This window comes from Neptunomonas sp. (assembly GCF_016744175.1).
Taxonomy (GTDB): domain Bacteria; phylum Pseudomonadota; class Gammaproteobacteria; order Pseudomonadales; family Balneatricaceae; genus Neptunomonas.
Genome location: NZ_JADGEV010000002.1, coordinates 65,136 through 88,084 on the forward strand (window position 1 = coordinate 65,136; position 22,949 = coordinate 88,084).

22 protein-coding genes and 1 pseudogene are annotated in these 22,949 nt (G+C 43.5%); 11 read left to right on the forward strand and 12 right to left on the reverse strand.

The genetic code is table 11. The features are described from left to right. Positions 1-314 (reverse strand): annotated as a pseudogene (locus QZZ55_RS01325) (hypothetical protein); the annotation flags it as partial. A 3-nt stretch (positions 315-317) separates the two neighbouring features. Next, a complete protein-coding gene (locus QZZ55_RS01330) occupies positions 318-1,859 on the reverse strand; it encodes a 2-isopropylmalate synthase (protein WP_293264510.1) in 1,542 nt (513 codons plus the stop codon). 348 nt (positions 1,860-2,207) lie between these two features. Between QZZ55_RS01330 and QZZ55_RS01335 the strand changes: the two genes are divergently transcribed. Beyond that, on the forward strand, positions 2,208-3,362 hold the full coding sequence (locus QZZ55_RS01335) for a PatB family C-S lyase (RefSeq protein WP_293264512.1): 1,155 nt from the start codon (positions 2,208-2,210) through the stop codon (positions 3,360-3,362). 43 nt (positions 3,363-3,405) lie between these two features. On the opposite strand, the gene epmA is transcribed toward QZZ55_RS01335, so the two are convergent. Further along, on the reverse strand, positions 3,406-4,371 hold the full coding sequence (epmA, locus tag QZZ55_RS01340) for an EF-P lysine aminoacylase EpmA (RefSeq protein WP_293264514.1): 966 nt from the start codon (positions 4,369-4,371) through the stop codon (positions 3,406-3,408). Between the two features lie 83 nt (positions 4,372-4,454). After that, positions 4,455-5,015, reverse strand: a complete 561-nt coding sequence (gene efp, locus QZZ55_RS01345) for an elongation factor P (protein ID WP_028468067.1) — start codon at positions 5,013-5,015, stop codon at positions 4,455-4,457. Between the two features lie 141 nt (positions 5,016-5,156). On the opposite strand from efp, the gene epmB reads away from it, so the two are divergent. The 7 genes from epmB (at position 5,157) to lnt (ending at position 12,208) form a co-directional block, all read left to right on the forward strand. Continuing rightward, the gene (gene epmB / locus QZZ55_RS01350; RefSeq protein ID WP_293264517.1) at positions 5,157-6,167 is read left to right on the forward strand and encodes an EF-P beta-lysylation protein EpmB; all 1,011 of its coding nucleotides are present in this window, start codon (positions 5,157-5,159) and stop codon (positions 6,165-6,167) included. A gap of 124 nt (positions 6,168-6,291) precedes the next feature. Continuing rightward, positions 6,292-6,780, forward strand: a complete 489-nt coding sequence (locus QZZ55_RS01355) for a hypothetical protein (RefSeq protein WP_293264519.1) — start codon at positions 6,292-6,294, stop codon at positions 6,778-6,780. Positions 6,781-7,005: 225 nt separating this feature from the next. Continuing rightward, on the forward strand, positions 7,006-8,346 hold the full coding sequence (gene miaB, locus QZZ55_RS01360) for a tRNA (N6-isopentenyl adenosine(37)-C2)-methylthiotransferase MiaB (protein ID WP_293264521.1): 1,341 nt from the start codon (positions 7,006-7,008) through the stop codon (positions 8,344-8,346). A 27-nt stretch (positions 8,347-8,373) separates the two neighbouring features. Then, positions 8,374-9,384, forward strand: a complete 1,011-nt coding sequence (locus QZZ55_RS01365; RefSeq protein ID WP_293264523.1) for a PhoH family protein — start codon at positions 8,374-8,376, stop codon at positions 9,382-9,384. Then, positions 9,381-9,845 carry an rRNA maturation RNase YbeY gene (ybeY, locus tag QZZ55_RS01370; protein ID WP_293264525.1) on the forward strand — a complete coding sequence of 155 codons (465 nt, stop codon included), beginning with the start codon at positions 9,381-9,383 and terminating at the stop codon, positions 9,843-9,845. Before QZZ55_RS01365 ends, ybeY begins: the two co-directional genes overlap by 4 nt. A 10-nt stretch (positions 9,846-9,855) precedes the next feature. Continuing rightward, positions 9,856-10,692 carry a transporter associated domain-containing protein gene (locus tag QZZ55_RS01375; RefSeq protein ID WP_293264526.1) on the forward strand — a complete coding sequence of 279 codons (837 nt, stop codon included), beginning with the start codon at positions 9,856-9,858 and terminating at the stop codon, positions 10,690-10,692. A 13-nt stretch (positions 10,693-10,705) separates the two neighbouring features. Further along, entirely contained in the window at positions 10,706-12,208 is a 1,503-nt protein-coding gene (gene lnt, locus QZZ55_RS01380; protein WP_293264528.1) for an apolipoprotein N-acyltransferase, read from the forward strand. Here lnt and QZZ55_RS01385 read toward each other — a convergent pair. The 7 genes from QZZ55_RS01385 to QZZ55_RS01415 form a co-directional block, all read right to left on the reverse strand. Further along, positions 12,177-12,842: an aminodeoxychorismate/anthranilate synthase component II gene (locus QZZ55_RS01385; RefSeq protein WP_293264530.1), complete on the reverse strand. Its 666-nt coding sequence runs from the start codon at positions 12,840-12,842 to the stop codon at positions 12,177-12,179. The genes lnt and QZZ55_RS01385 overlap by 32 nt on opposite strands. A gap of 2 nt (positions 12,843-12,844) precedes the next feature. After that, positions 12,845-14,242, reverse strand: coding sequence for a chorismate-binding protein (locus QZZ55_RS01390; protein ID WP_293264532.1), 1,398 nt, complete (start codon positions 14,240-14,242; stop codon positions 12,845-12,847). A 10-nt stretch (positions 14,243-14,252) separates the two neighbouring features. Continuing rightward, entirely contained in the window at positions 14,253-14,501 is a 249-nt protein-coding gene (locus QZZ55_RS01395) for a Trp family transcriptional regulator (RefSeq protein ID WP_293264534.1), read from the reverse strand. 123 nt (positions 14,502-14,624) lie between these two features. After that, positions 14,625-14,996: a hypothetical protein gene (locus QZZ55_RS01400; RefSeq protein ID WP_293264536.1), complete on the reverse strand. Its 372-nt coding sequence runs from the start codon at positions 14,994-14,996 to the stop codon at positions 14,625-14,627. Positions 14,997-15,090: 94 nt separating this feature from the next. Beyond that, positions 15,091-15,693: a peptidylprolyl isomerase gene (locus QZZ55_RS01405; protein ID WP_293264538.1), complete on the reverse strand. Its 603-nt coding sequence runs from the start codon at positions 15,691-15,693 to the stop codon at positions 15,091-15,093. A 98-nt stretch (positions 15,694-15,791) separates the two neighbouring features. Further along, positions 15,792-16,493, reverse strand: coding sequence for an MOSC domain-containing protein (locus tag QZZ55_RS01410; protein ID WP_293264540.1), 702 nt, complete (start codon positions 16,491-16,493; stop codon positions 15,792-15,794). Positions 16,494-16,934: 441 nt separating this feature from the next. Continuing rightward, the gene (locus QZZ55_RS01415; RefSeq protein ID WP_293264542.1) at positions 16,935-18,821 is read right to left on the reverse strand and encodes a methyl-accepting chemotaxis protein; all 1,887 of its coding nucleotides are present in this window, start codon (positions 18,819-18,821) and stop codon (positions 16,935-16,937) included. Between the two features lie 411 nt (positions 18,822-19,232). Here QZZ55_RS01415 and QZZ55_RS01420 point away from each other — a divergent pair, with 411 nt between their 5' ends. From QZZ55_RS01420 to QZZ55_RS01430, 3 genes are all read left to right on the forward strand, one after another. After that, positions 19,233-20,513 carry a DEAD/DEAH box helicase gene (locus QZZ55_RS01420; RefSeq protein ID WP_293264544.1) on the forward strand — a complete coding sequence of 427 codons (1,281 nt, stop codon included), beginning with the start codon at positions 19,233-19,235 and terminating at the stop codon, positions 20,511-20,513. Positions 20,514-20,743: 230 nt separating this feature from the next. Next, positions 20,744-21,847: a phosphoribosylaminoimidazolesuccinocarboxamide synthase gene (locus QZZ55_RS01425; RefSeq protein WP_293264546.1), complete on the forward strand. Its 1,104-nt coding sequence runs from the start codon at positions 20,744-20,746 to the stop codon at positions 21,845-21,847. Positions 21,848-21,882: 35 nt separating this feature from the next. Then, on the forward strand, positions 21,883-22,362 hold the full coding sequence (locus QZZ55_RS01430; protein WP_293264548.1) for a DUF4124 domain-containing protein: 480 nt from the start codon (positions 21,883-21,885) through the stop codon (positions 22,360-22,362). A 28-nt stretch (positions 22,363-22,390) separates the two neighbouring features. On the opposite strand, the gene QZZ55_RS01435 is transcribed toward QZZ55_RS01430, so the two are convergent. Further along, positions 22,391-22,933: a zinc ribbon-containing protein gene (locus tag QZZ55_RS01435; protein WP_293264550.1), complete on the reverse strand. Its 543-nt coding sequence runs from the start codon at positions 22,931-22,933 to the stop codon at positions 22,391-22,393. Positions 22,934-22,949: the final 16 nt, after the last annotated feature.

A 22,949-nucleotide genomic window follows, 5' to 3' on the forward strand; every position in this document is an offset into this window, starting at 1 on the left:
TTATTTGAAATAACAGGATGTTTCGAGGGGGCAGGCGACAAATGAAGCGACTCTGCCGTAACGGGTGCCATCTGTGGTTTACGCTGTCCAGCAGGGCTTGAACTTACATGAGCAGGCTCACCGTCAGAGAGCGCTGGCATCTCATCAGGAGCATCATCAGACGAAAAATCTTCATCCATGTGCCCGTATATAAACTGGTAGACACTATCCGGCGAAGGCTTTGCGCCCGGCAATACAGCTCGGGGCAACCAGCTAGTCACCCCCATTGCCGCCAAGTATTGATGGCGCTGTTGCTCTGTGTGCTCAGACGACATTCATTAGACCTGCGGGTGAGCTTTTTGGACATTTGCATCCAACAGGTTGAGCGCGTGTACATAAGCCTTAGCTGAAGCGATAATAATATCAATATCAGACCCCATACCATTCACAATACGGCCAGCTTTCTCTAAGCGCACAGTCACTTCACCCTGCGAGTCTGTTCCGCTAGTAATAGCATTAACAGAGTACAGTTCGAGGCTAGAGTCAGAATGCACTATCTCTTCAATTGCTTTTAAAGCAGCATCAACGGGACCACCACCTTCAGACTCTGCTTTCTGCTCAACACCATCTACCATCAAGGAGATTTGAGCAACAGGCACTTCACCTGTTTGAGAAGTGACATTCAAAGAAGACAATTTATACTTTTCATAAGCATCAGCTGCACGTACGTCAGAAACGAGTGCGATAAGATCTTCATCAAAAATCTCATGCTTTTTGTCCGCTAATTCTTTAAAACGAGCAAATGCATGGTTCAGCTCAGCATCAGAGCTAAATGCCGTTCCTAGTTCGTCTAAGCGCGAGCGAAAAGCGTTTCGGCCTGAATGCTTACCCATCACCATTCGGTTGGTTTGCCAGCCGACATCTTGCGCCGTCATAATTTCGTAAGTTTCACGGTGTTTCAACACACCATCTTGATGAATGCCAGATTCATGCGCAAACGCATTTGCCCCAACAATGGCCTTATTCGGCTGTACAGGGAAGCCTGTAATACTAGACACGAGACGTGATGCAGGAACAATTTGTGTTGTATCAATATTTGTTTGCAAACCCAGCAAGTCTTTTCGTGTGCGGATGGCCATAACAAACTCTTCAAGAGATGCATTACCAGCACGCTCACCCAAGCCATTAATTGTACATTCCACTTGGCGCGCACCTGCGGTAACCGCGGCCAAAGAGTTTGCCACAGCCAAACCTAAATCATTATGGCAATGAACTGAAAAAATTGCTTTATCTGCATTGGGTATACGCTGTAGCAACTGCCCAATGGTATATCCAAATTCTTCAGGTATTGCGTAACCAACAGTATCAGGGATGTTGATAGTCCGAGCACCCGCATCAATCACTTTTTCTATGATACGACACATGAAATCAAGTTCTGACCGGCTTGCATCTTCTAACGAAAACTCAACATCGCTAATCAAATTATGCGCACGCTTAACAGCATGTACCGCATGCTCAATCACCTGATCAGGTGTCATTTGAAGCTTATACTTCATATGGATCGGCGATGTTGCTATGAAGGTATGAATACGCCCTGAAGCAGCCCCTACAAGCGCTTCTCCTGCACGGTCTATATCAGCATCCAATGCGCGTGATAATGAGCAAACTGTACTTTCGGTGACGTTATTCGCAATCGCTTTAATTGACTCAAAGTCACCCGGCGAAGCAATGGCGAAACCGGCTTCTATAACATCCACACGCATTTTTTCTAGTTGCTTAGCAATACGTAACTTTTCATCCTTGGTCATTGATGCACCAGGACTTTGTTCACCATCACGTAGCGTTGTATCAAAAATTATGACTTGGTCTTTACTGCTCATCGGAGGGGCTCCAATCAGTTACTCAATGCACGACAAGGACACTGAATTAAACGAATTATTTTTAACGAAATTTAACAAGGATGAGAACACGACTTAGCTACCTTAAAGCAGAGGGCGTTGAGGCTATAAACGCGTTAATTCACCACACGCAATGGTTGTCGTATCAACACGTGCTATATAGCTCACATAGGCGCTCACGAATTGCATATTCACCTGTTAACCGAATTGATTTGAATTACCGATAACTATAACCTGAAGCTAGCTATTTGTAACCTACCAGCCGCTGCAATTACTACGAGAAAGTACGCTCGTATGTGATGTAAACGTTGTACAAAGCAGGAAAGCCCAATGACACCTACAAATTTTGATGCTTTTATTGATCGTAGTGATACAGCCAGCCAAAAGTGGGAGCGGTACCGGGACACTGAAATACTCCCTATGTGGGTTGCTGACACCGACTTTATGGCCCCACCAAGTGTTATACAGGCACTGCAACAAAGAGTAGCGCATGGGGTCTTTGGATATACCAATACACCCGCAGAACTCAACCAGCTTGTCATTGATAGAATGCAATCGCTTTATGAATGGGAAATAGAAACTAACTGGCTAGTATGGTTGCCAGGCCTGGTGTGCGGTCTTAATCTGGCGTGCAGGGCTGTAGGCGAGGCAGGCGACCACGTTATTTCTCCCCAACCTGTTTACCCACCTTTTGTCTCTGCACCTCACTTATCAAAACGCAAAGTTATTCAGGTACCGATGAAGCAAGAAAACGACCGCTTCATTCTCGATTTTGCAGTATTAGAGAGCTCCATCACACCCGATACGCACATGATTCTTTTTTGTAATCCGCACAACCCCGGCGGCAGTGTTTACAGAAAGGAAGAGTTAGATAAACTGGCCGCTATCGCCAAAAAGCACCAACTTATCATTTGTTCTGACGAAATCCACTGCGATCTAATTCTTGAAGAAGAGTTAAAACACATACCGTTGGCTTCATTAAATTCCGATAGCGCTTCACGTACCATCACGCTAATGGCGCCCAGTAAAACGTATAACATTGCAGGACTTGGCTGCTCATTTGCCATCATTCCTGACGAACAATTACGTAAGCAGTTTATTAATGTGAGAAAAGGTATTGTACCTGACGTAAATTTACTCGGTTACACTGCCGCTATTGGTGCCTATCAGGCGGGTGATGACTGGAACCAAAAGCAGCTAAGCTATCTAAGAGAAAACAGAGATTACCTAATACAAGAATTGAACCAGATTCCAGGCTTAAAACTAAACCCCATTGAAGCTACTTATTTAGCGTGGATAGACATATCAGCTGCAAAATTAGAAAACCCAGCACGCTTTTTTGAAGAAGCAGGAATAGGTATGTCACCCGGACGTGATTTTGGTGATGCCAACTATATGCGACTTAACTTTGGTTGCCCACGGCCTTTATTAGAAGAGGCCGTAAAGCGCATAAAAAGTGCTCTGCTGAATCATCTCCCCGCATAACCTACACCTGCTTTGAGCGGTAACAGGCTTAGAGCAGGTCCTATTAGGCATTTCGGAATGTAAACGGTATCACTTCTTCTATATGCGAGGCATTCAAGGCAAGCATAACCAATCTATCCACACCTAAAGCGACACCTGCGCAATCTGGCAAACCAGAAGCCAGCGCGGCAACTAGGCGTTGCTCTAATGGGCGCTGAGGCAACTTTAATAATTTTCTTGTCTGTTGATCAGCACTTAATCGTCGCTGCTGCTCTTGTGAATCTGTGAGTTCATGGTAACCATTTGCCAGCTCCATTCCTCCCACAAACAACTCAAAGCGAGCTGCCACTAATTCACCATCCTCACCCTCTTTAATGCGCGCCAATGCTGATTGACTCGCCGGATAATCAGTAATAAACACCGACTCATCTTTTAACATGGGTTCAATCAAATGCGACATCAATAAATTCAACCAAGCATCACGGTCGTCTAAACTCATGTCAATTTCAACATGTTTATGCATTGCTTCAGCGAGTTGAGCTGTGCTAGATTTTTGCAAATCAAGCCCCAGTTTCTCTTTGAATATGTCATTATAGGTACACCGTCGAATTGGCCCTATGTCTAAAACCAACTGCACCAGACGCTCAACATCATCCATTAATGCATTGTCATCAAGCCCTAATCGATACCATTCCAACATCGTAAATTCTGGATTATGAAAGCGCCCCTCTTCACCATTGCGGAACACTTTTCCCAGCTGATAGATTGAACCACTTCCCGCTGCTAAGAGACGTTTCATTGCATATTCAGGCGAGGTTTGCAGATAACATGTTTCTGCCTCTGCCTCAGGGTAGCCACGAAAGCTCACTTCTAATGAATCAATAAAAGGATCACTGACCGCACACTGAGAGAGAACTGCCGTATCAACTTCGAGTACTTCTTGCTCAGAAAAATACTGTCGAATCGACGCAAAAACAGCTGCTCTTTTGTGTAAGCTTTTTATACAAGTGGTTGGCTTCCAATCAGGCATGAACATTTCACCATTTACTACAAAACACAAATAGACAGAAACAAAAACGGCAGCCAAAGCTGCCGTTAAACAACATTTAAAAACTACGCTCGGCTAACGTAATCGCCAGTGCGTGTATCAATTTTTAAAATATCGCCCTGTTCAATAAATAATGGAACACGAACGGATGCACCTGTACTCAACTTAGCAGGCTTAGAGCCACCTTGAGCGGTATCACCCTTCAAACCGGGATCAGTTTCAACTACTTCAAGCTCAACAAAATTAGCCGTTGTAATTGCAATTGGGTTGTCGTTCCAAAGCGTAACCATGCAGGTATCATTTTCTTTGAGCCATTTAGCAGCATCACCAACCGCAGTTTCATCAGCAGCGTATTGCTCAAAAGTAACCGGCACCATGAAATGGTATAGCTCACCGTCGTTATAGAGATATTCCATATCGCGGTCCATAACATCTGCACCTTCAACGCTTTCGTTGGATTTAAAGGTACGCTCCCAAACACGACCGGTGAGTAAATTACGCATTTTTACACGAGTAAACGCCTGGCCTTTACCCGGCTTTACAAATTCTACATCCTGCATCGCACATGGGTCACCTTCAAGCATTACTTTTAGGCCGTTCTTTAACTGGTTCGCGGAATATCCCATAATTTTCTCTAATTAATAATTAAGCTAAAATAATTTCACTAAAAAATAGTCAAATTAAAAAGGTTTCACACCAAAATTGACACCTATTCTACTTGAAAGGAGAATGCGAGCAAAATTGAATCGCTTTAGGCCCCAGTCATCATGAATCATATTACACCTTTTTTTGTTGAAACCGACTGGCAAACCCTGCTACGGCAGTCTATTTGCAACATTGACGAGCTACTCAATGAGGTTAAATTAGATTCAAGCATACTTCCAGTAAGCGCCCAAGCCGCCACTGATTTTGCGATCAGAGTTCCAACTCCGTATTTAAATCGTATCGAAAAAGGCAACCCGAACGACCCTCTTCTACTACAAGTGTTACCCCAGCCTGCTGAAATGGAACGCTATCCTGGCTATTCTAATGACCCCTTGGAAGAACTCGATACCAACCCTGCTCCAGGATTGATACACAAATACAAAGGCCGTGTACTTTTAATTCTCAGTGGTGCTTGTGCCATTAATTGCCGTTACTGCTTTCGGCGACATTTCCCCTATCAAGAGAACCAACTAGGCAGCCAGCAGTGGCAACAAGTACTGCAGTACCTGAAAAATGACCAGAGCATTACTGAAGTGATTTTTTCGGGCGGAGACCCTTTAGCCACTCCGGACAAACGCTTAAACAATATGATTCGTGACATTGAAGCCATCGCCCATATTCAACGACTCAGGATCCACAGCCGTCTACCCGTCGTTATTCCTCAGCGTGTTACCGATGAACTCTGCCATACATTAGCCTCTTCTCGACTCCAAACTGTCTGCGTTTTGCATGTCAATCACGCCAACGAAGTGGATACACAAGTAGCCAAGAGTATTGCTAAATTACAAGCGGCAAAAGTGACCGTACTCAACCAATCAGTCCTGCTCAAAGGCATTAACGACTCAGTTGATTGCCTGAAAAACCTCAGTGAAAAACTCTTTACCTACGGCGTTCTACCTTACTATCTATTTGTGCTTGACCCCGTTCACGGCGCTGCTCATTTTGATGTGAGTGATAATGACGCCATTGCTTTAGTCAATACACTGCAAACAGAACTTCCCGGTTACCTTGTTCCAAGGCTTGCCAGAGAGATTCCCGGGCGCCCATCAAAAACACTGCTATCCTTAACTTAATTTAAGGCAAGATAAAACTTAATCAGTTACCCTTAAGCTATTAGGTGTATAAAGGGAATAACACTCCAACAACGAGTGCCTTCTGATATTTTATTGCCATTTGCTATCGTCACAGGATTAATCAATGCAACTCATAAAACGGTCATTCATACTTATTGCACTCGTATTACTAGCCGCCTGTAGTACCGAGAAAGAGATAGTAAAGATACCTGACCCTGAGCCTGTATATGTACCTGAGCCACTCATCACGCTAGAGCTGGCTGAGCCAGTTCAAAAGAAAAAACGCGGCCCGGTCGGTGCAAACATCCACTTCACAAACTCTTCAACCGGCATTTACCAATACATACTGTTTCGTACCACTGCCTATGATAAAGATGGCAATGTTGTGCGCGCAAGAAAGAGTCGTGACCAAAGTGCTTACCTAAGAGTCGCAGGGCCTGTTCACCCTGGGGAATACAGTAAAGGGCACTCTTGGAAAAATACCTGGAGAAGTAAAGCGAATATAGATTGTATCGATATAGATCATGTAGAGATCGTATTCAGTGATGGAAGCGTTGAAGTTGCACAAGGTGACAGGCTGACAAAGCTAACCAATGGTACATGCGTTCGATAAATAACAACCGTCATTTAGGGGCACTTTCTTATAATGCTTAAAGCAAATAAGAAAGCTCCCCACAGTGAAATCCCCCGCTAAAGCTTTAACCTTATATATCGGCTACTCCCACCCCACTTGCCTAGCGATAAAATCGATTCCGGCCGACTCTGCAAAACCTATTAAAAGCCCACCCTATCCAGTACAATGACCGGTCTTTTTGCAAACGATAGAACAAGGTGTGTAATGGCGAAAAAGCTATTTATTAAAACTCATGGCTGTCAAATGAACGAGTATGATTCTGCACGCATGTCGGATCTACTGGGTGAAAGTCACGAGTTGGAGCTAACCGATAGCCCGGATGATGCAGATGTCCTGCTATTAAATACTTGTTCTATTAGGGAAAAAGCACAAGAGAAGGTTTTTCATCAGCTAGGCCGCTGGCGTAAATTAAAGAATGCCCGCCCAGATCTTGTTATCGGTGTAGGCGGCTGCGTGGCAAGCCAAGAAGGCGAGAACATTCTCAAACGCGCCCCTTATGTTGATATGATTTTCGGCCCGCAAACACTACACCGTCTACCAGAAATGATAGATCTGACTAATCAGGGTAAAAAAGGCATCGTTGATATCAGCTTTCCTGAAATTGAGAAATTTGACGTTTTGCCTACACCTAAAGCAGACGGTGCCGAAGCGTTTGTCTCTGTTATGGAAGGGTGCAGCAAATACTGCTCATTCTGTGTCGTTCCCTATACGCGCGGAGAAGAGGTCAGTCGCCCAATAGATGACGTAATTACCGAGTGTGTTGAATTAGCTGAGCAAGGTGTTAGAGAAGTAAACCTACTAGGCCAGAACGTAAATGCCTATCGTGGTGAAACACATGATGGCGACACAGCAGACTTAGCAGAACTCATTCGTAATGTAGCGGCGGTTGATGGCATAGATCGCATCCGTTTCACCACGTCACATCCCGTAGAGTTTACAGACAATTTAATTCAAGCTTTTGCTGACGTACCTGAACTGGTTAACCACCTTCACTTACCAGTGCAGTCTGGTTCTGACCGAATTTTGATGGCCATGAAACGTGGCCATACGGTATTAGAGTATAAATCAAAAATTCGCCGTCTGATGAAAATACGCCCCGAACTAACCATGTCCTCTGATTTCATCATTGGCTTCCCGGGCGAAACCGAAGCAGACTTTGAAGCGACAATGAACCTCATTCAAGAAATTGGATTTGATAACTCCTTCAGCTTTATTTATAGCAGACGACCAGGAACGCCCGCATCTGACTTGCCTGATACTGTTTCTGAAGAAACCAAAAAAGAACATTTGCAGATTCTACAAACACGTATTATTCAGCAAACCATGCAAATCAGCCGTCGAATGATTGGCTCAACCCAACGCATTTTGGTTAACCGCTATTCAAGAAAAGACCCCGGGCTTTTATCTGGACGCACAGAGAACAACCGTGTCGTCAATTTCAAATGCGACAACCCGAACCTGATTGGCCACTTCGCGGATGTGCGCATCCTCGATGCTTATCAGAACTCCTTGCTTGGTGAGCTAGTAAGCTCTGAGCTTGATTAAACCCATTGCGGATTGAACAACACCAGTATGACCACACAAACGACTAAAGACGTTAAATTTTTACTAGCGCCTTTTCATGCAGACGCTCTTGCCAACCTATGCGGCAAACTAAATGAACACCTAAAGTTATTAGAATCACGTTTAGATGTCACGATTCATAACCGCAGCAACGAGTTTCAAGTGTCTGGCAAAAACCAGCAAACACAACTCGCTGGAGAAATGATAAAGCAGCTTTATCAAGACTCAATAGATGGTACTGACATCACACCAGAGCTGATCCATTTACTATTGCAACAATCTGGAATTGAGCAACGCGCAAGCAACGGCAACAAACAGCCTAAAGGCGATATTAGCATTCGCACGCGTAAAGCACTCATCAGACCGCGCGGACCTAATCAACAAAACTATTTACGTTCTATTTTGCAGCACGATATCAATTTTGGCATTGGCCCTGCAGGAACAGGAAAAACGTACTTAGCTGTTGCCTGTGCTGTTCAAGCCTTAGAGCAAGAAGAGATCGAGCGTATTTTGCTGGTACGCCCTGCCGTTGAAGCAGGTGAAAAACTAGGTTTTCTACCTGGCGATTTATCGCAGAAGGTTGACCCCTACCTCCGCCCTCTTTATGACGCATTGTATGAAATGCTTGGCTTCGAGAAAGTCGACAAACTCCTTGAACGCAACATTATCGAAGTGGCTCCACTTGCTTACATGCGCGGACGTACACTAAATGGTGCCTTTGTTATTTTGGATGAAAGCCAAAATACCACACGTGAGCAGATGAAAATGTTCCTCACACGCATAGGTTTTGGCACAACCGCGGTTATCACTGGAGATATTACTCAGGTCGATTTACCTAAAGGCACCCCCTCAGGGCTCAAGCACGCTATCCATGTGTTAAGTGGTGTAAAAGATATTGGCTTCACTCACTTCTCATCTAAAGATGTTGTAAGACATCCTCTAGTGCAACATATTGTAGAAGCTTATGAGCGGTTTGATCTAGAACAAGAGCAAGACAAAAACAAAGGTCAGCAATCATGAGTTATGAAGTTGATATCCAAAGAGAAATCAACGATTCTGAGGTAGATACACCCTCTGATGAAGATTTTCAACGCTGGGTTACTTTAGCGCTCACCGACAGAAAATCAGGTGGTGAAATCTGCATACGGCTAGTAGAGCCCACTGAAAGCCAACAGCTAAATAGTGACTATCGCGGCAAAGATGCACCCACCAATGTTCTCTCTTTTCCCTTTGAAGCACCTGAAGGTATTCCTATGGAGCTTTTAGGAGACCTAGCGATTTGTGCAGATATTGTTGCCAAAGAAGCCCACGAACAAAATAAACCTGTACTTAACCATTGGGCGCATATGGTAATACATGGGACCTTGCATCTTATTGGTTTCGACCATATAAATGATAGCGATGCCGAACAGATGGAAACGCTAGAAACAACCCTACTGGCGTCCATCAATATACCTGACCCTTACCAACAAGGAGTGTGAGAAATTAGTTATGAGTGAAGACCGATCGGGACAACCACGAAGTTGGTTCGGGCGTTTTGCCCAGGCGTTCTCTGATGAGCCTAAAACACGCGAAGAAGTATTAACCATTCTACGCGATGCAGCAGAAGAGAGTGTACTGGACCAAGAGGCCCTCAGCATTATTGAAGGCGCGATTCAAGTTGCCGAGATGCAAGTTCGAGATGTCATGATCCCACGCTCTCAAATGGTTGTGGTTGAAGCAGAACAAACACCTAAAGAATTTCTTCCTCTTATTATTTCCAGTGCCCACTCCCGTTTCCCTGTCATTGGAGAGTCCCCTGATGAAGTCATCGGCGTCTTATTAGCAAAAGATCTTTTGCCATTAATTATTGACGATGGACAAGAAGAGTTCGACATTTACAACAAACTACGCAAAGCAACCTTCATTCCCGAAAGCAAGCGCCTTAATATTCTACTTAAAGAATTCAGGGCCAATCGAAATCACATGGCGATTGTCATTGATGAGTTTGGTGGTATTGCAGGTCTAGTCACCATTGAAGATGTTCTAGAGCAAATTGTCGGCGAAATAGAAGATGAACACGATATAGACGAAGATGAAGGCAATATTCGTTTATTTGATGACAATGCATACATTGTAAAAGCATTGACTGAAATTGAAGACTTTAACGAGTACTTTGACACGAGTTTCCCTGACGACGAGTTTGACACCATCGGCGGCATCGTCACACACCGTTTCGGCCATCTGCCTCGTAAGGATGAAGAAGTATCCATCCAAAACTTCACCTTCAAAGTATTATCATCCGATAACCGACGCATTCGTTTATTGCAGGTAATACGCAAATCATAAAGTGCCAGTAAGCATGCAAAAATCTTTAACAAAATATCGCGCTCTGATTGCTCTAATCAGCGGCGCGCTGACTCCACTGGCGTTTTCACCTTTTGATTTCTGGGGATTAATTTTTCTTACTCCAGGCATCTTATTTCTACTACTAGATAACCTTTCACCCAAAAAAGCCGCATGGATTAGTTGGTGTTTTGGCACCGGTTTTTTCGGCACGGGTGTCTCTTGGGTCTATGTGAGCATTCATACCTACGGCAATGCTCCTGTATGGCTTGCCGCATTAATGACACTGGCATTCGCAATGGGGCTAGCTCTCACATTCGCCCTACAAGGCTGGTGCTATGCAAGGTGGCTATCGCGATCATCTCTCTCTAGTATCGGGTTTATTGGCTTGTGGATCCTTTTTGAATGGTGCCGCAGCTGGTTTCTCACCGGTTTCCCTTGGTTATATCTTGGTTACGCTCTCATCGACTCACCTTTAAAATTTTGGGCACCCATTGGCGGCGTATGGCTACTTTCACTGGTTGTACTGTGCTTATCTGTCTCAACAATATTACTTCTTGCGGCGCGCAAAACCTCCCAGCGCATCATGTTGGCTGTAGTAATAACGCTACCCTTCATGTCACTGGCTTTACCAAAAGATTGGACGCAGACAACGGGAGAAACTCAAGAGATTGATATAGTCCAAGCCAATATTCCTCAACAGCTAAAGTGGAATAAAAGTTACTTGCCTGAGTTCATAAACACTTACAGCCGAATGACACTTGAAGAGACCCGCGCCCCTTTGGTCATTTGGCCCGAAACAGCTATCCCTGCCCTACTCTCATCAGCAAAACCTTATCTGAGCAAACTACTCGCACAATTAGAGCAAGATAATCGCTCCCTTATCAGCGGTTTACCTTCTATCGAGAGAGATGCTAAACACCCTGCGGGCTATCGCGTACACAACAGTCTGGCGTTATTAACAGACAAAACAGACACTTACCATAAACAACGACTGGTTCCCTTTGGTGAGTACGTGCCAATGGAAAGCTATTTACGTGGATTAATTGAATTTTTCAATTTGCCTATGTCGAGCTTTAGCTTGCCCACACAGCAGCAAACAACACTCAGCCTTGGTTCCAGCAAAATTGCTGCTGCAATCTGTTATGAAATAGCCTACCCAGAACTTGTGAGACAGTTATCTACAGACAGTGATTGGATTCTCACTGTTTCCAACGACACATGGTTCAGCCACTCCTTAGCCCCTGCTCAACATATGCAGATAGCACGTATGCGCGCATTAGAAAACGGCCGGTGGTTAGTTAGAAGTACGAATAACGGGCTAACAGCGATAGTCGACCCTTATGGTGATATAACGGCACAAGCACCGGCATATCAGCAGGCAGTATTATCAGGGAGCATTGAAAAAAGAACTGGAGCAACACCTTATCAAAATTACGGTGCTACTCCCGTGTTGCTGTTCAGCTTATTGCTGATAGTGGTTTGCTTTACTCGTCGGCAAAAAGAAAGTTCCGAATAAGCTCTTTACCACCCTCTGTGGCAAAAGACTCAGGATGGAACTGAATACCCGTAATAGGGTATTCACGATGACGCACAGCCATCACTTCAAACTCCCCCCCTTGATGAATTTTTGTATAGTCATCAAACTCGTCTGCCGTTAAACCTCCAACAATCGAGGTTAACTCCAAACATTCAGGAAAGCTTTCTGCCTCAGCCATCAAAGAGTGGTAACGCATCACCTCTAGTTGATCAGGAATTCCACGAAAGATTCCTTGGCCGTTATGCGTTATAGGGCTCACTTTGCCGTGCATAGGAACATGCGCTTTAACCACCTTTCCACCAAACTGATGCACAATCCCCTGCATTCCCAAGCACACACCCAATAAAGGTATGGTTTTACCAAACTGCGCGATCACTTGAGCACAAACACCAAAATAGTGCTCATCATCTGGTGATCCCGGCCCCGGAGAGATAATAATGCGATCAGGGTTAGCCGCTTGAATCTCACTTAACGTGATCTGGTCATTACGCTTAACGACAATATCAAAATTGTCTAACGTGCCTTTGGATTTTTCAGAGGTAAGAATCTCACCGATAAACTGATAAAGGTTATACGTAAAGGAGTCATAATTATCGATAATGTAAACTTTCATGCTCACGCCTCCTCTTTAATAAACTGATCTAATACTTTCTTAGTGCCCGCAAACTTACGACGAATCTCTTCATACTCATCTTCAGGATTAGAATCATAAACATTTCCACCACACGTTTGAACATACGCTTTCTCACCATTAGCAAACACAGTGCGAATCGGAATCGCGAACGCACAATCGCCATTAAAGGAGAAATGCCCAACGGCACCACCATAAGGACCACGCCCATCTAACTCAAGATCATCGATCACTTTCATCGCTTCAATTTTTGGTGCTCCGGTTAACGTACCGGCAGGAAAATTACTGGCCAGTGCCGAGAACATATCCTGATCTTCTGCAATAATGCCAACAATTTCACTGGAGATATGCTGTACATGGCTAAAGCGTTTTATATCCATCAGACTACGTACTTTAACCGTACCAAACTGAGCTACACGGCCAATGTCATTTCGATGCAAATCAACAATCATATTGTGTTCTGCAATCTCTTTAGGGTCATTTAATAAGGTACGCGCTAATGCCCGATCTTCATCTTCCGTTGCTCCACGTTTTGCTGTGCCCGCCAACGGGAAGGTTTCCATTTCTCCCTGACGCAAACGGAACAGTAACTCGGGGCTAGCACCAATTAACTTTTGCTCACCAAATTTAACGTAATACATCTGTGGCGACGGGTTTACTTCACGTAATTGCTCATAAATATTGATCGTATCGCCTTCCAACTTAAAGCGTTTTTTAAAGCCAACTTCTGTCTGGAAAATTTTCCCATCAATAATATCCTGCTTAACTTTCATGACGGCTGCAGCATGTTCTGCTTGCGTCATCGTCTCACCCATCGGTGTTATTTCCAGCTCACCATTTCCTACATACTTTTGCGCAATCAGTGATTCAACCAAATCCAATCGGCTATCTGTATAATAGAAGTAGATCACTTCTCCGGTCATCTTATCCAGAATCAAACCATCTTTATAAAGACCAAACTTAAACGCCTCAAACATATCACTGCGCTGCAAGTTAAGCGTCGGCTCAAAGTAGTTCATACTGTCATAACCGATATAGCCCGTTAGCCCGCCAGCATACTTACGCGAAATAACATTTTGTGGCACTAACTCTCGCAGCAAATAATACGGGTTATCGCTTTGATACTGTGCACACGTCCCATCACGCTCCTGAATGAAGAGCGTTTTCTCTTGCGCCCAGATAATTTTTTCAGGATCAAAGCCAATAATCGAATGGCGTGAGATAAAACTATCCTCACCCAGCGACTCCAACATAAAGCATGTTTCAAATTGCTTTTCGATCTTCTTGAAGAGATCAAAAAAATCGCAATCAGAAGCAATCGTCACATAATGAGGTTTTCTGGATAGGTCGATACGATCAGGTTTACAGGAAGTCATTGTCATTTAGCCTTATTCATTCTTCTTCAGCTTTGAGTGCACGTGAACCACGAGTCACCGTTGCAATACCAACACCTAGGGTTTCAGCAATTTGGCGCTGCGGCACACTCTGCTTCAACATCTTAAAAATCTGCAAACGCTTAGTGACTTCACTAAATTCAGCCGGGGTTAGCAAAGCGCGTAGCGCAGCCTCCATCTCATCTGGCGTTTTTAATACCAGCAGATGCTCCATTAACTCAAGAGTATATTGTTTATCTGTATTCATGTACTAGTATGCTAGTGCATAGAGAATAATTGTCAATAGGGGCGAAGATTTAAAAGAGGATTTATATAGACACAAAAAAGCCCCGATGAATATCGAGGCTCTTAAAATAACAACAGTACTTGCTTAATGAACTGTATATCCATCTTCTGCTATAAGTTTTCGAGCTTCATCTAAGTCTAACGCCTCAAGAGGCTCAGCCAGGTAATAAGGCAAAGTCACAGGACTTTCACTTAACTTAATAAGATCCCCCTCTTGAAGCCTCTCAATTACTGAGTGAACGGTCTGCTCAAGGTTATCTGGTGCAGAAGCGTATCGACTGCTGACATAATCCAGCAATTCCTGAATTGAATGCGCACCATCAGCTAACGACACAACAAGGCCTAGCCATTCATCCAAAGGCGTTACATTATCAGGCTGGTTGATATCCACCAGCCCAACTTCATTATTCTTTTTGGTGTAAATTACCGTTCGGTAAAAATATTGCGCATTATTCAAAATCAACACCTATCTATTCTTTCTAGCGTTAATATCGTTCCTGCTGATATTACACATAACTGAGCAGGAACATGTTTACGTATAAGGAATTAAGTTACTCAGCCACTAATACAAACGGTTTTTCTACAGATAACGTTCCGCTATCAGTGATGATTACTTCATTCTGAGGCGCATCACTTCTATCAGTTTTTAATTTCTCAACTCTGTTTATTACTTCCATGCCTTCGATAACTTTCCCAAAAACCGTGTGACGTCCGTCTAACCATGGGGTTTTTGCAAACGTGATGAAAAACTGCGACCCGTTCGTATTCGGACCAGCATTTGCCATAGATAACCAACCAGCGCCAAGGTGCTTCAATTTAAAGTTCTCATCAGGAAACTTATCACCATAAATCGATTTTCCACCTGTTCCATTACCCTTTGTGAAATCCCCTCCTTGCATCATGAACTGTGGAATAACACGATGAAACTTAGAACCTTTGTAGCCAAATCCTTTTTCATGAGTAGACAAGGCATAAAAATTATTCACGGTTTTAGGTACAGTATCACCGAATAAGCCAATAACAATACGCCCTTCAGGCTTGCCACCAATGGAAATATCCATAAATACTTTTTTAGTGACTAGCAAATCAGTGCTTGCATACGTTGGAGATAAACTAATAACAAATAAGAAAACAAATATAATCGCTTTTTTCATTTTTACTCTTCTATTTTTGTGTGAATACAAATCGAAACTCTTCAATTAATCTAAAGCAATGAGCCCTTGATCTTTCGAATCGAGTATATCATTCAGGTTTATACTTTCGCGCTCATTTCTGCTCGCCCTAATAATCTAAAACTCCAGTTCTCTACCTCACTACGCTCAAGACGCTGTATAACCTTATCCATCCAACTCGAAGAGAGTCTGCATTGCTGCTTTAGCTTTAACAGCCCATCCATATTCAATGGATCACCAAAGAACACATCACAGGCTTCACGTACCGTCATCGCATCTGGCACTCGCTCTACTAGCACAAGCGGTAGCTTTTTATTCACTATCCCCGGCTGAATAATCCGATACAACCAACCGCAGCGACTTAATTCTTGCATATCAACAGAAAATTCATCAATACCCCAACGTTTATTAAGCTTAAAACAAGGTGAGCGAGGTTGGCTAACTTCAATGATAGCCTCCCCCCATCGATAACGATCGCCCAAGCAGGCGGTATCTTCTGTCATACCTTCTGAGCTAAGGTTTTCACCCATACCCGGGGCTTGCCAGTTATGATCTACACCATATTTTTTTAGCCAATAGGCGTAGTGTTCTGAAGGATACTGGTGTAGCGCCCGCTCTAACCCGCCATGATGACGCTGGTCTGCACACTGATCACCTTCTAGGCCTATAGAAGATAGGTAAATATCTTTATCGATTGCTAATTTATCAATCGCAGTTTCAAGGCCATAACGCTGTGCTACTTTCCCACAGTAAACTCTATCGAGGTAGTGTTGATTGTTCATATAATCCTTATAACCTGAGCAGGTCATACCCAAACCTATTCCAACCCAGTAATTGGCACCACCGGTGTCCTTTGCATTACGTCACTACGCCAAAAATGTAGAGATCAACTAATGAGACTCCAAACTTCTACATAAAGGCTACAGGTAGCAACTCATTGCCACTATTAGATGTTAACTACGAAAAATTAACAAGATTCAGTCATTTTGAAACGTCCAGAAAAACCCAACGGCTCAACAAGAACACAGTATAAAGCAGAGATGAGAAAGTTAATTACTGAAAAACAATGTAATCATTATTAAGCCTTAATGCTCAGCTAAAAGAAAAAACTTTTAGCTTTAGATAGCAAACCTATTGAATGACAGGCTTTGGCCCATTAATGATGACTCCCAGCATCTAAGAAGACACTATTCACCATTAAATGGGACAAAGCCTTAAAGCAGTTAAACCTTAAAAGCATCTACCGAGTTATTCAGTTCACGTGCAATGTTTGCCAACCCTTCTGCTAGCTGCTTATTCTGCTCCGAGCTGTCAAAAGTATTTTTTGCCAAGCCATGAATCTCCACAATGCTGACATTAATGGTCTCTGCAACAGTGGACTGCTCTTCAGCAGCAGTAGCAATTTGGCTATTCATGTCCTGAATGCTAATTGCTTCAGAACCGATGACCACAAGCGCTTGATTTGCTTCAGAGGATTTAGCACCCGTAACTTCAACACCAGATGCATTTTTTTCCATAAGTTTTACCGCATTCATGGCCGCTGATTGCAAATTATCAATCATGTTTTGAATTTCACTGGTACTCGTTTTAGTTTTGTTAGCCAAACCACGGATTTCATCTGCTACTACCGCAAACCCTCTACCCGCCTCTCCTGCACGGGCAGCCTCTATGGCTGCATTCAAAGCGAGCAGGTTCGTTTGCTCAGAAATACTGTTTATAACTTCCAGAATACTGCCGACCCGGTTAGTTTCACTATCCAGCTGAAGAATAACCTCTTGGACATTCGTGATACCGGTAATTAGCTGAGCAATGCTGCCATTCATCTCATCAACCACTTCACTCCCCTTAATAGCAGAAGTCTGAGCCTGATTAGCTGAATCAGCTGCATGTTGAGCGCTACGAGCCACTTCATCTACAGTCATTGTCATCTCATTCATCGCTGTGGCAGTATGCTCCAACTGCTCCATTTGTGAGCGAGAACTATGGTTCACTTGGCCAGCAGACAACATCATTTCTTGAGATGAATTATTCAGTTTTGCGGTGGTATTATTAATGGTAGAAACCGTTTCTCGTAGGCTAGAGATCATGGCTAGTACCTGTGCATAAATACCCGTCTCATCTCCCTTAGTTTCAATCGAATAACGCAAGTCACCAGCAGCAACCCGCTGCACTAAAGCTTCAATAACACGCGGCTCTCCACCAATAGGTAAATACATTAAGCGATGTATAACGTAATAAACGACAGCCAAAGATAAACAGATAAAGATAAGCGCAAGCACGCTAGCTAATATGAGATTTTTGTTAGAAGCCAATAAAATGTGATCCCATGACTCCCATGCCCACACAGTCCAACCAAACTCAGCCACCTGTGAAGACACTACAAAATATTCTTTACCTTCGAACGCATAGCTATGCTCACTACTCTGCGCGTCTTTAAAAGGTTGGTAACTGGGACGCTGCTCATACAAATTGGTGCCTATATAATCGGGATACTTTGCGGCTAAAATAAAGCCGTCTGCTCTACTAACAAACAACTGGTTGTTCTTGTCCAAGCCTTCAATAAAGTCAGTAATTGTATTCAGAGATAAGTTGATAGATAACACACCCACTACAGTGCTATCACGTGTAATAGGCACGGCAACCGCCATAACCAAGTTACCCGAAGCGCTTTTATAGGGTGTAGTAATAATCTTCCTTTCACCCGAAAGAGCTCGCAGATACCACTCTCGCTGCTTTTCTTTCGCATTAAAATTGGGAATCAAACCATTTTTATTTATCGCATAGGTACGTCCATCTCGCAGACCAACATAGGCGTTAAGTACTTTAAATTGACTTTTAAGTGAACTCAATTGCGGCAACAACTCAGCAACCACCACATCTCCTGAAGCTGTAATTTCTACTTCACCTGCGGAGAGTTCTAACGCGTCGAACATACGATTCATCTTCTCTCCAATCGCCCTAGAAATCAGAAACGACTGGTTCTGCAACTTCTGTTCATAGTTATGAACCGATGCAGTTTTAAAGTGATAAAACCCGACAACAGATATGCTAACAATCGCTAAAGCGAACAACATACCTACATAGATTAGCAACTTTGCTTTGGCACTCATTAATCAGCCTCCAAGAGAATACAGCTTAGAGAATAGACCACCAAACAAGAAAATAACAAACTAAAAACTATAATAACGAAACTAAAAGTATCAATTTTAAGGAATTTATCCAAAAATAATTTGTTTTAACATTGACTTTTTTGTGAAGAAAAACTCACTACTTTACCTGCGTACGCTTAAGCAGATTTGATTTATTTGTTAAATTCGTAATAACGAATGAATGTATAAATACATACATCAAATAACAAATCTATACACAGGAAAGTCAATTCAACCTCATAATCACAAATTAGTTTTTACAAAATATGCCTAGCTATACAGCACTTACAAAAAACGACGCTTGTAAGGTCGATTTCCTTTATAATAGCCGCCCTGCATTTTGGCTGTGGCTGTGCCCACAAAGGATAGACAATGAAATTTTCCTCTTTAGATCTCGCTCCCGAGTTGCAACGCGCTCTGGACGCTTGTGGTTACAGCCAAATGACACCAATCCAAGAGCAAGCGATTATTCCTGCTCGGCGCGGTAAAGATGTGCTGGCTAACGCACAAACAGGTACCGGTAAAACAGCCGCATTTACTGTACCTATTTTACAGCAGATGGTTGATCGCCCAGCCACAACACAACCTGGTCATGTGCGCACCTTGATTTTAGCTCCCACACGCGAGCTTGCAGAACAGCTAACAAATACTATTAAAGGTTATGCTCAGTTTCTGCCATTTACCGTTAAAGGAATATATGGCGGTGTAAGTACTGCATCGCAAAAGGGGAAGTTAAAAGCGGGGGTTGATATTTTAGTTGCGACGCCAGGACGTCTACTTGAGCATGTAGTGCAATGTAATATCAGTCTTACACAGGCCGAATTTGTCGTATTAGATGAAGCAGACCGTATGCTGGACATGGGCTTTATCAGCGACGTATACAAGCTAATCCAGCAAACGTCCAAGAAACATCAAACACTCATGTTTTCTGCAACGGTAACGCCGACTGTTAACGAATTAGCTAAAAAGCTAATGTCACGCCACGAAACGATCCGTGCTACAAAACAAAATGCGACAGCCGATACAGTCGAGCACGTGGTTTATCCTGTTGAAGAGCGTCGCAAAGCAGATCTATTTGTCGAACTGATAAAAAAACATAATTGGTTTCAGGTATTGGTCTTTACCAGCACTAAAGCCCAAGCCGATGAGTTAGTCGTCGACTTCAAAATGGACAAAATATCTTATGTTGTTTGCCACGGTGATAAAACGCAGGGGTCGCGTAAACGTGCCTTAGCCGACTTTAAAGCGGGTAAAGTGCAGGTGATGATCGCAACTGAAGTTGCCGCTCGTGGTTTGGACATTAAAGGGCTTGAGTATGTTGTGAACTATAACCTGCCTTACCTAGCAGAGGATTATGTACACCGTATAGGCCGCACAGGGCGTGCAGGTGCTAAAGGTCATGCTATTTCCTTTGTAAGCCGTGAAGAAGAGCGTGCACTAGATGATATTGAGCGCTTAATTGGCTCACGTATTCAGCGTATCCATCAAAAGGGCTACGAGGTAGGGAGCCGAGATAACATACGTAAACAGCTTTCACAAAAAGCACATAAGCCCCGCACTAACAAAGCGAGCCAAACCAAAATCATTCGTAATAAAGTTACAACAGCTAAAACAACAGGCAAAGCGAAACAAAAACAGAAGCAAAAGAAATAAGACGCTTTCATCCCTAACGCTTAATAGGGCCATTACACTACGTACCACTCGTAATGGTCTACACCACTTATCTTCAAGATCCAATGCCTTAGTTCGCGCTAAGGCTATTTTTATCCCTACCTATTACTGCGTAAAAATCGTGTCTCATATTTTCTAATCTGATAAAATCCCCATCTATAATCTATTCTATAAAACTTGTACCACCTACCCTAAACAGGACAGCGCAACTCATGAGTCTTGCCGATAAAGTGCTGGCAGTTAATAACGATCTGCCGATTCGTACCGATAGCCCCGTCCACAGCGGTAAAGTACGCTCGGTTTACTGGTTAACCGAAGCCGATAGCCAGCGCCTAATCAAAGAGAAAGGCTATGATGTTGCCGCTGATGCGCCTTTAGCGATTATGGTCATTAGTGATCGTATATCTGCATTTGACTGCATCTGGCATGGCGAAGGCGGCATGAACGGAGTACCTGGCAAAGGCGCAGCCCTGAACGCAATATCCAACCATTGGTTTAAGCTATTTCGTGACAACGGCCTAGCCGATAGCCATATTTTAGATATCCCACACCCATTTGTATGGATCGTACAAAAGGCTAAACCAGTGATGATTGAAGCCATTTGCCGTCAGTACATCACAGGGTCTATGTGGCGTGCATACTCTAAAGGTGAGCGTGAATTTTGCGGCATTCAACTACCCGACGGTTTACAGAAAGACCAAAAGCTTCCTGAGATTCTGATCACGCCATCAACTAAAGGCATTCTTAAAGGCATACCGGGCGTACCAGAAGCGGATGACGTAAACATTACCCGCCAAAACTTAGAAGATAACTTTGCTGCTTTTAATTTGCGTAGCCAAGATGATATCAATCAATATGAAAAGCTACTGAAAGAGGGCTTTGGCGTTATCAGTGATGCACTGACCGCTTTGGAGCAAACCTTTGTCGATACCAAATTTGAATTTGGTTATGTTACTGATGCTGCTGGTAATGAAAAACTAATTTACATGGACGAAGTCGGCACCCCTGATTCTTCTCGTATCTGGGACACGGTGGCTTACAATAATGGAAAAATTGTTGAGAACTCCAAAGAAGGGTTTCGCCAATGGCTGTTAAACCACTTCCCTGAGCCTGATATATTGCTTAACAAAGAGCGCATGCCTGAACGTGAAGCTCTGGCTCGCGATAACGCCTTACCGGAAACCGTTATGATGGACATTTCAGCAACCTATGTAGGCGTTGCAGAGAAAGTGACCGGAAAAAAACTAGAACTTTCTGACAATCCGAAAGCCGATATTGTTGATATTTTGCGCAATCAGTACGATCTTATAGATTAGTCATACATTTTATAAGCCCTAAACAGAGATAAAAAATGCCGTATATAACTTTCCCTTTAATACTCGCTTTACTACTTTGCAGCTACACAGTAAACGCAGAAATTTATAAATGGAAAGACGAAAACGGTAAGACACACTATTCCGGCACGCCACGCGTGCTGGCACCCAACGTTAAGGAAGTTAAGCTACAAAAACAGCCTGCCGACCGGGCCAACGCACACCGTCAGGAACGCCTACTTAATAATAAAAAGCGTGATATTCGCCGTATTAAAGAAGAGAAAAGAAGCAAACTACGAAAAGAAAAACGCGTCCAAGCTGAACAAAAAGCCATGCTTAAACAAGAAGCTCGTGATCGGGATATGTGTGAGAAATATAAAGCACGCTACTCCAGATACCAGAAAAAAGGCATTCAAGGCATTAACGTTGTTACAGGGAAAAAGCAAAAGCTAACAGGCGCTGCTGCTCGCAACGCCCTCAAAGATGCAAAAGAGAATGTAGAGCTGTTCTGTAAATAACTACTCAACAGCAGCTAATTGGCAGTTTTTATACATTCCACGGGCTTGAAATACGCTTAAAGTGCTCTGAACTACATGCCACACATGGCTGAATCAGGCTCGTTTGCCTCAACTGCACTTCCTGCTTGCACTCCTGACACTCGAACGTCCCTACCGCAGCAATTTCACCCGCCATATATTCATCATCGGCATTTGCTAACTGCTCTCTTAACCTCTCCTGCTCAACTCTTGTTTGGTCAGCCAGAGCAACTAGCTTCTGCACAACCGTGTTTTCAAGAATATTTAAGTCAAAGTGCAACCAAGCAGCAATCCCCTCACCCGTTTCATGTGCGTAATAGCCAAGCTGCTTAAGATCTCGCTTGAGATAGGCACTGAGAAGATCCATTTCATCCCGCGTCATCTCTTCAGCGGTTAACTCCAATTCAACCGCTTCTTCAATCTTTTCTTGTAGGTAATCCCAAGAGCGATGCTCGGCGTTTTCTAATGTGCCTGTTAAGCGATCCAGAACACGATTGTATAAACTCGAAGCATCCTGTTTATTTTCAAGCATTTTTTTTGAATCTTTGTCCATTTTCAACTCCGGTCTA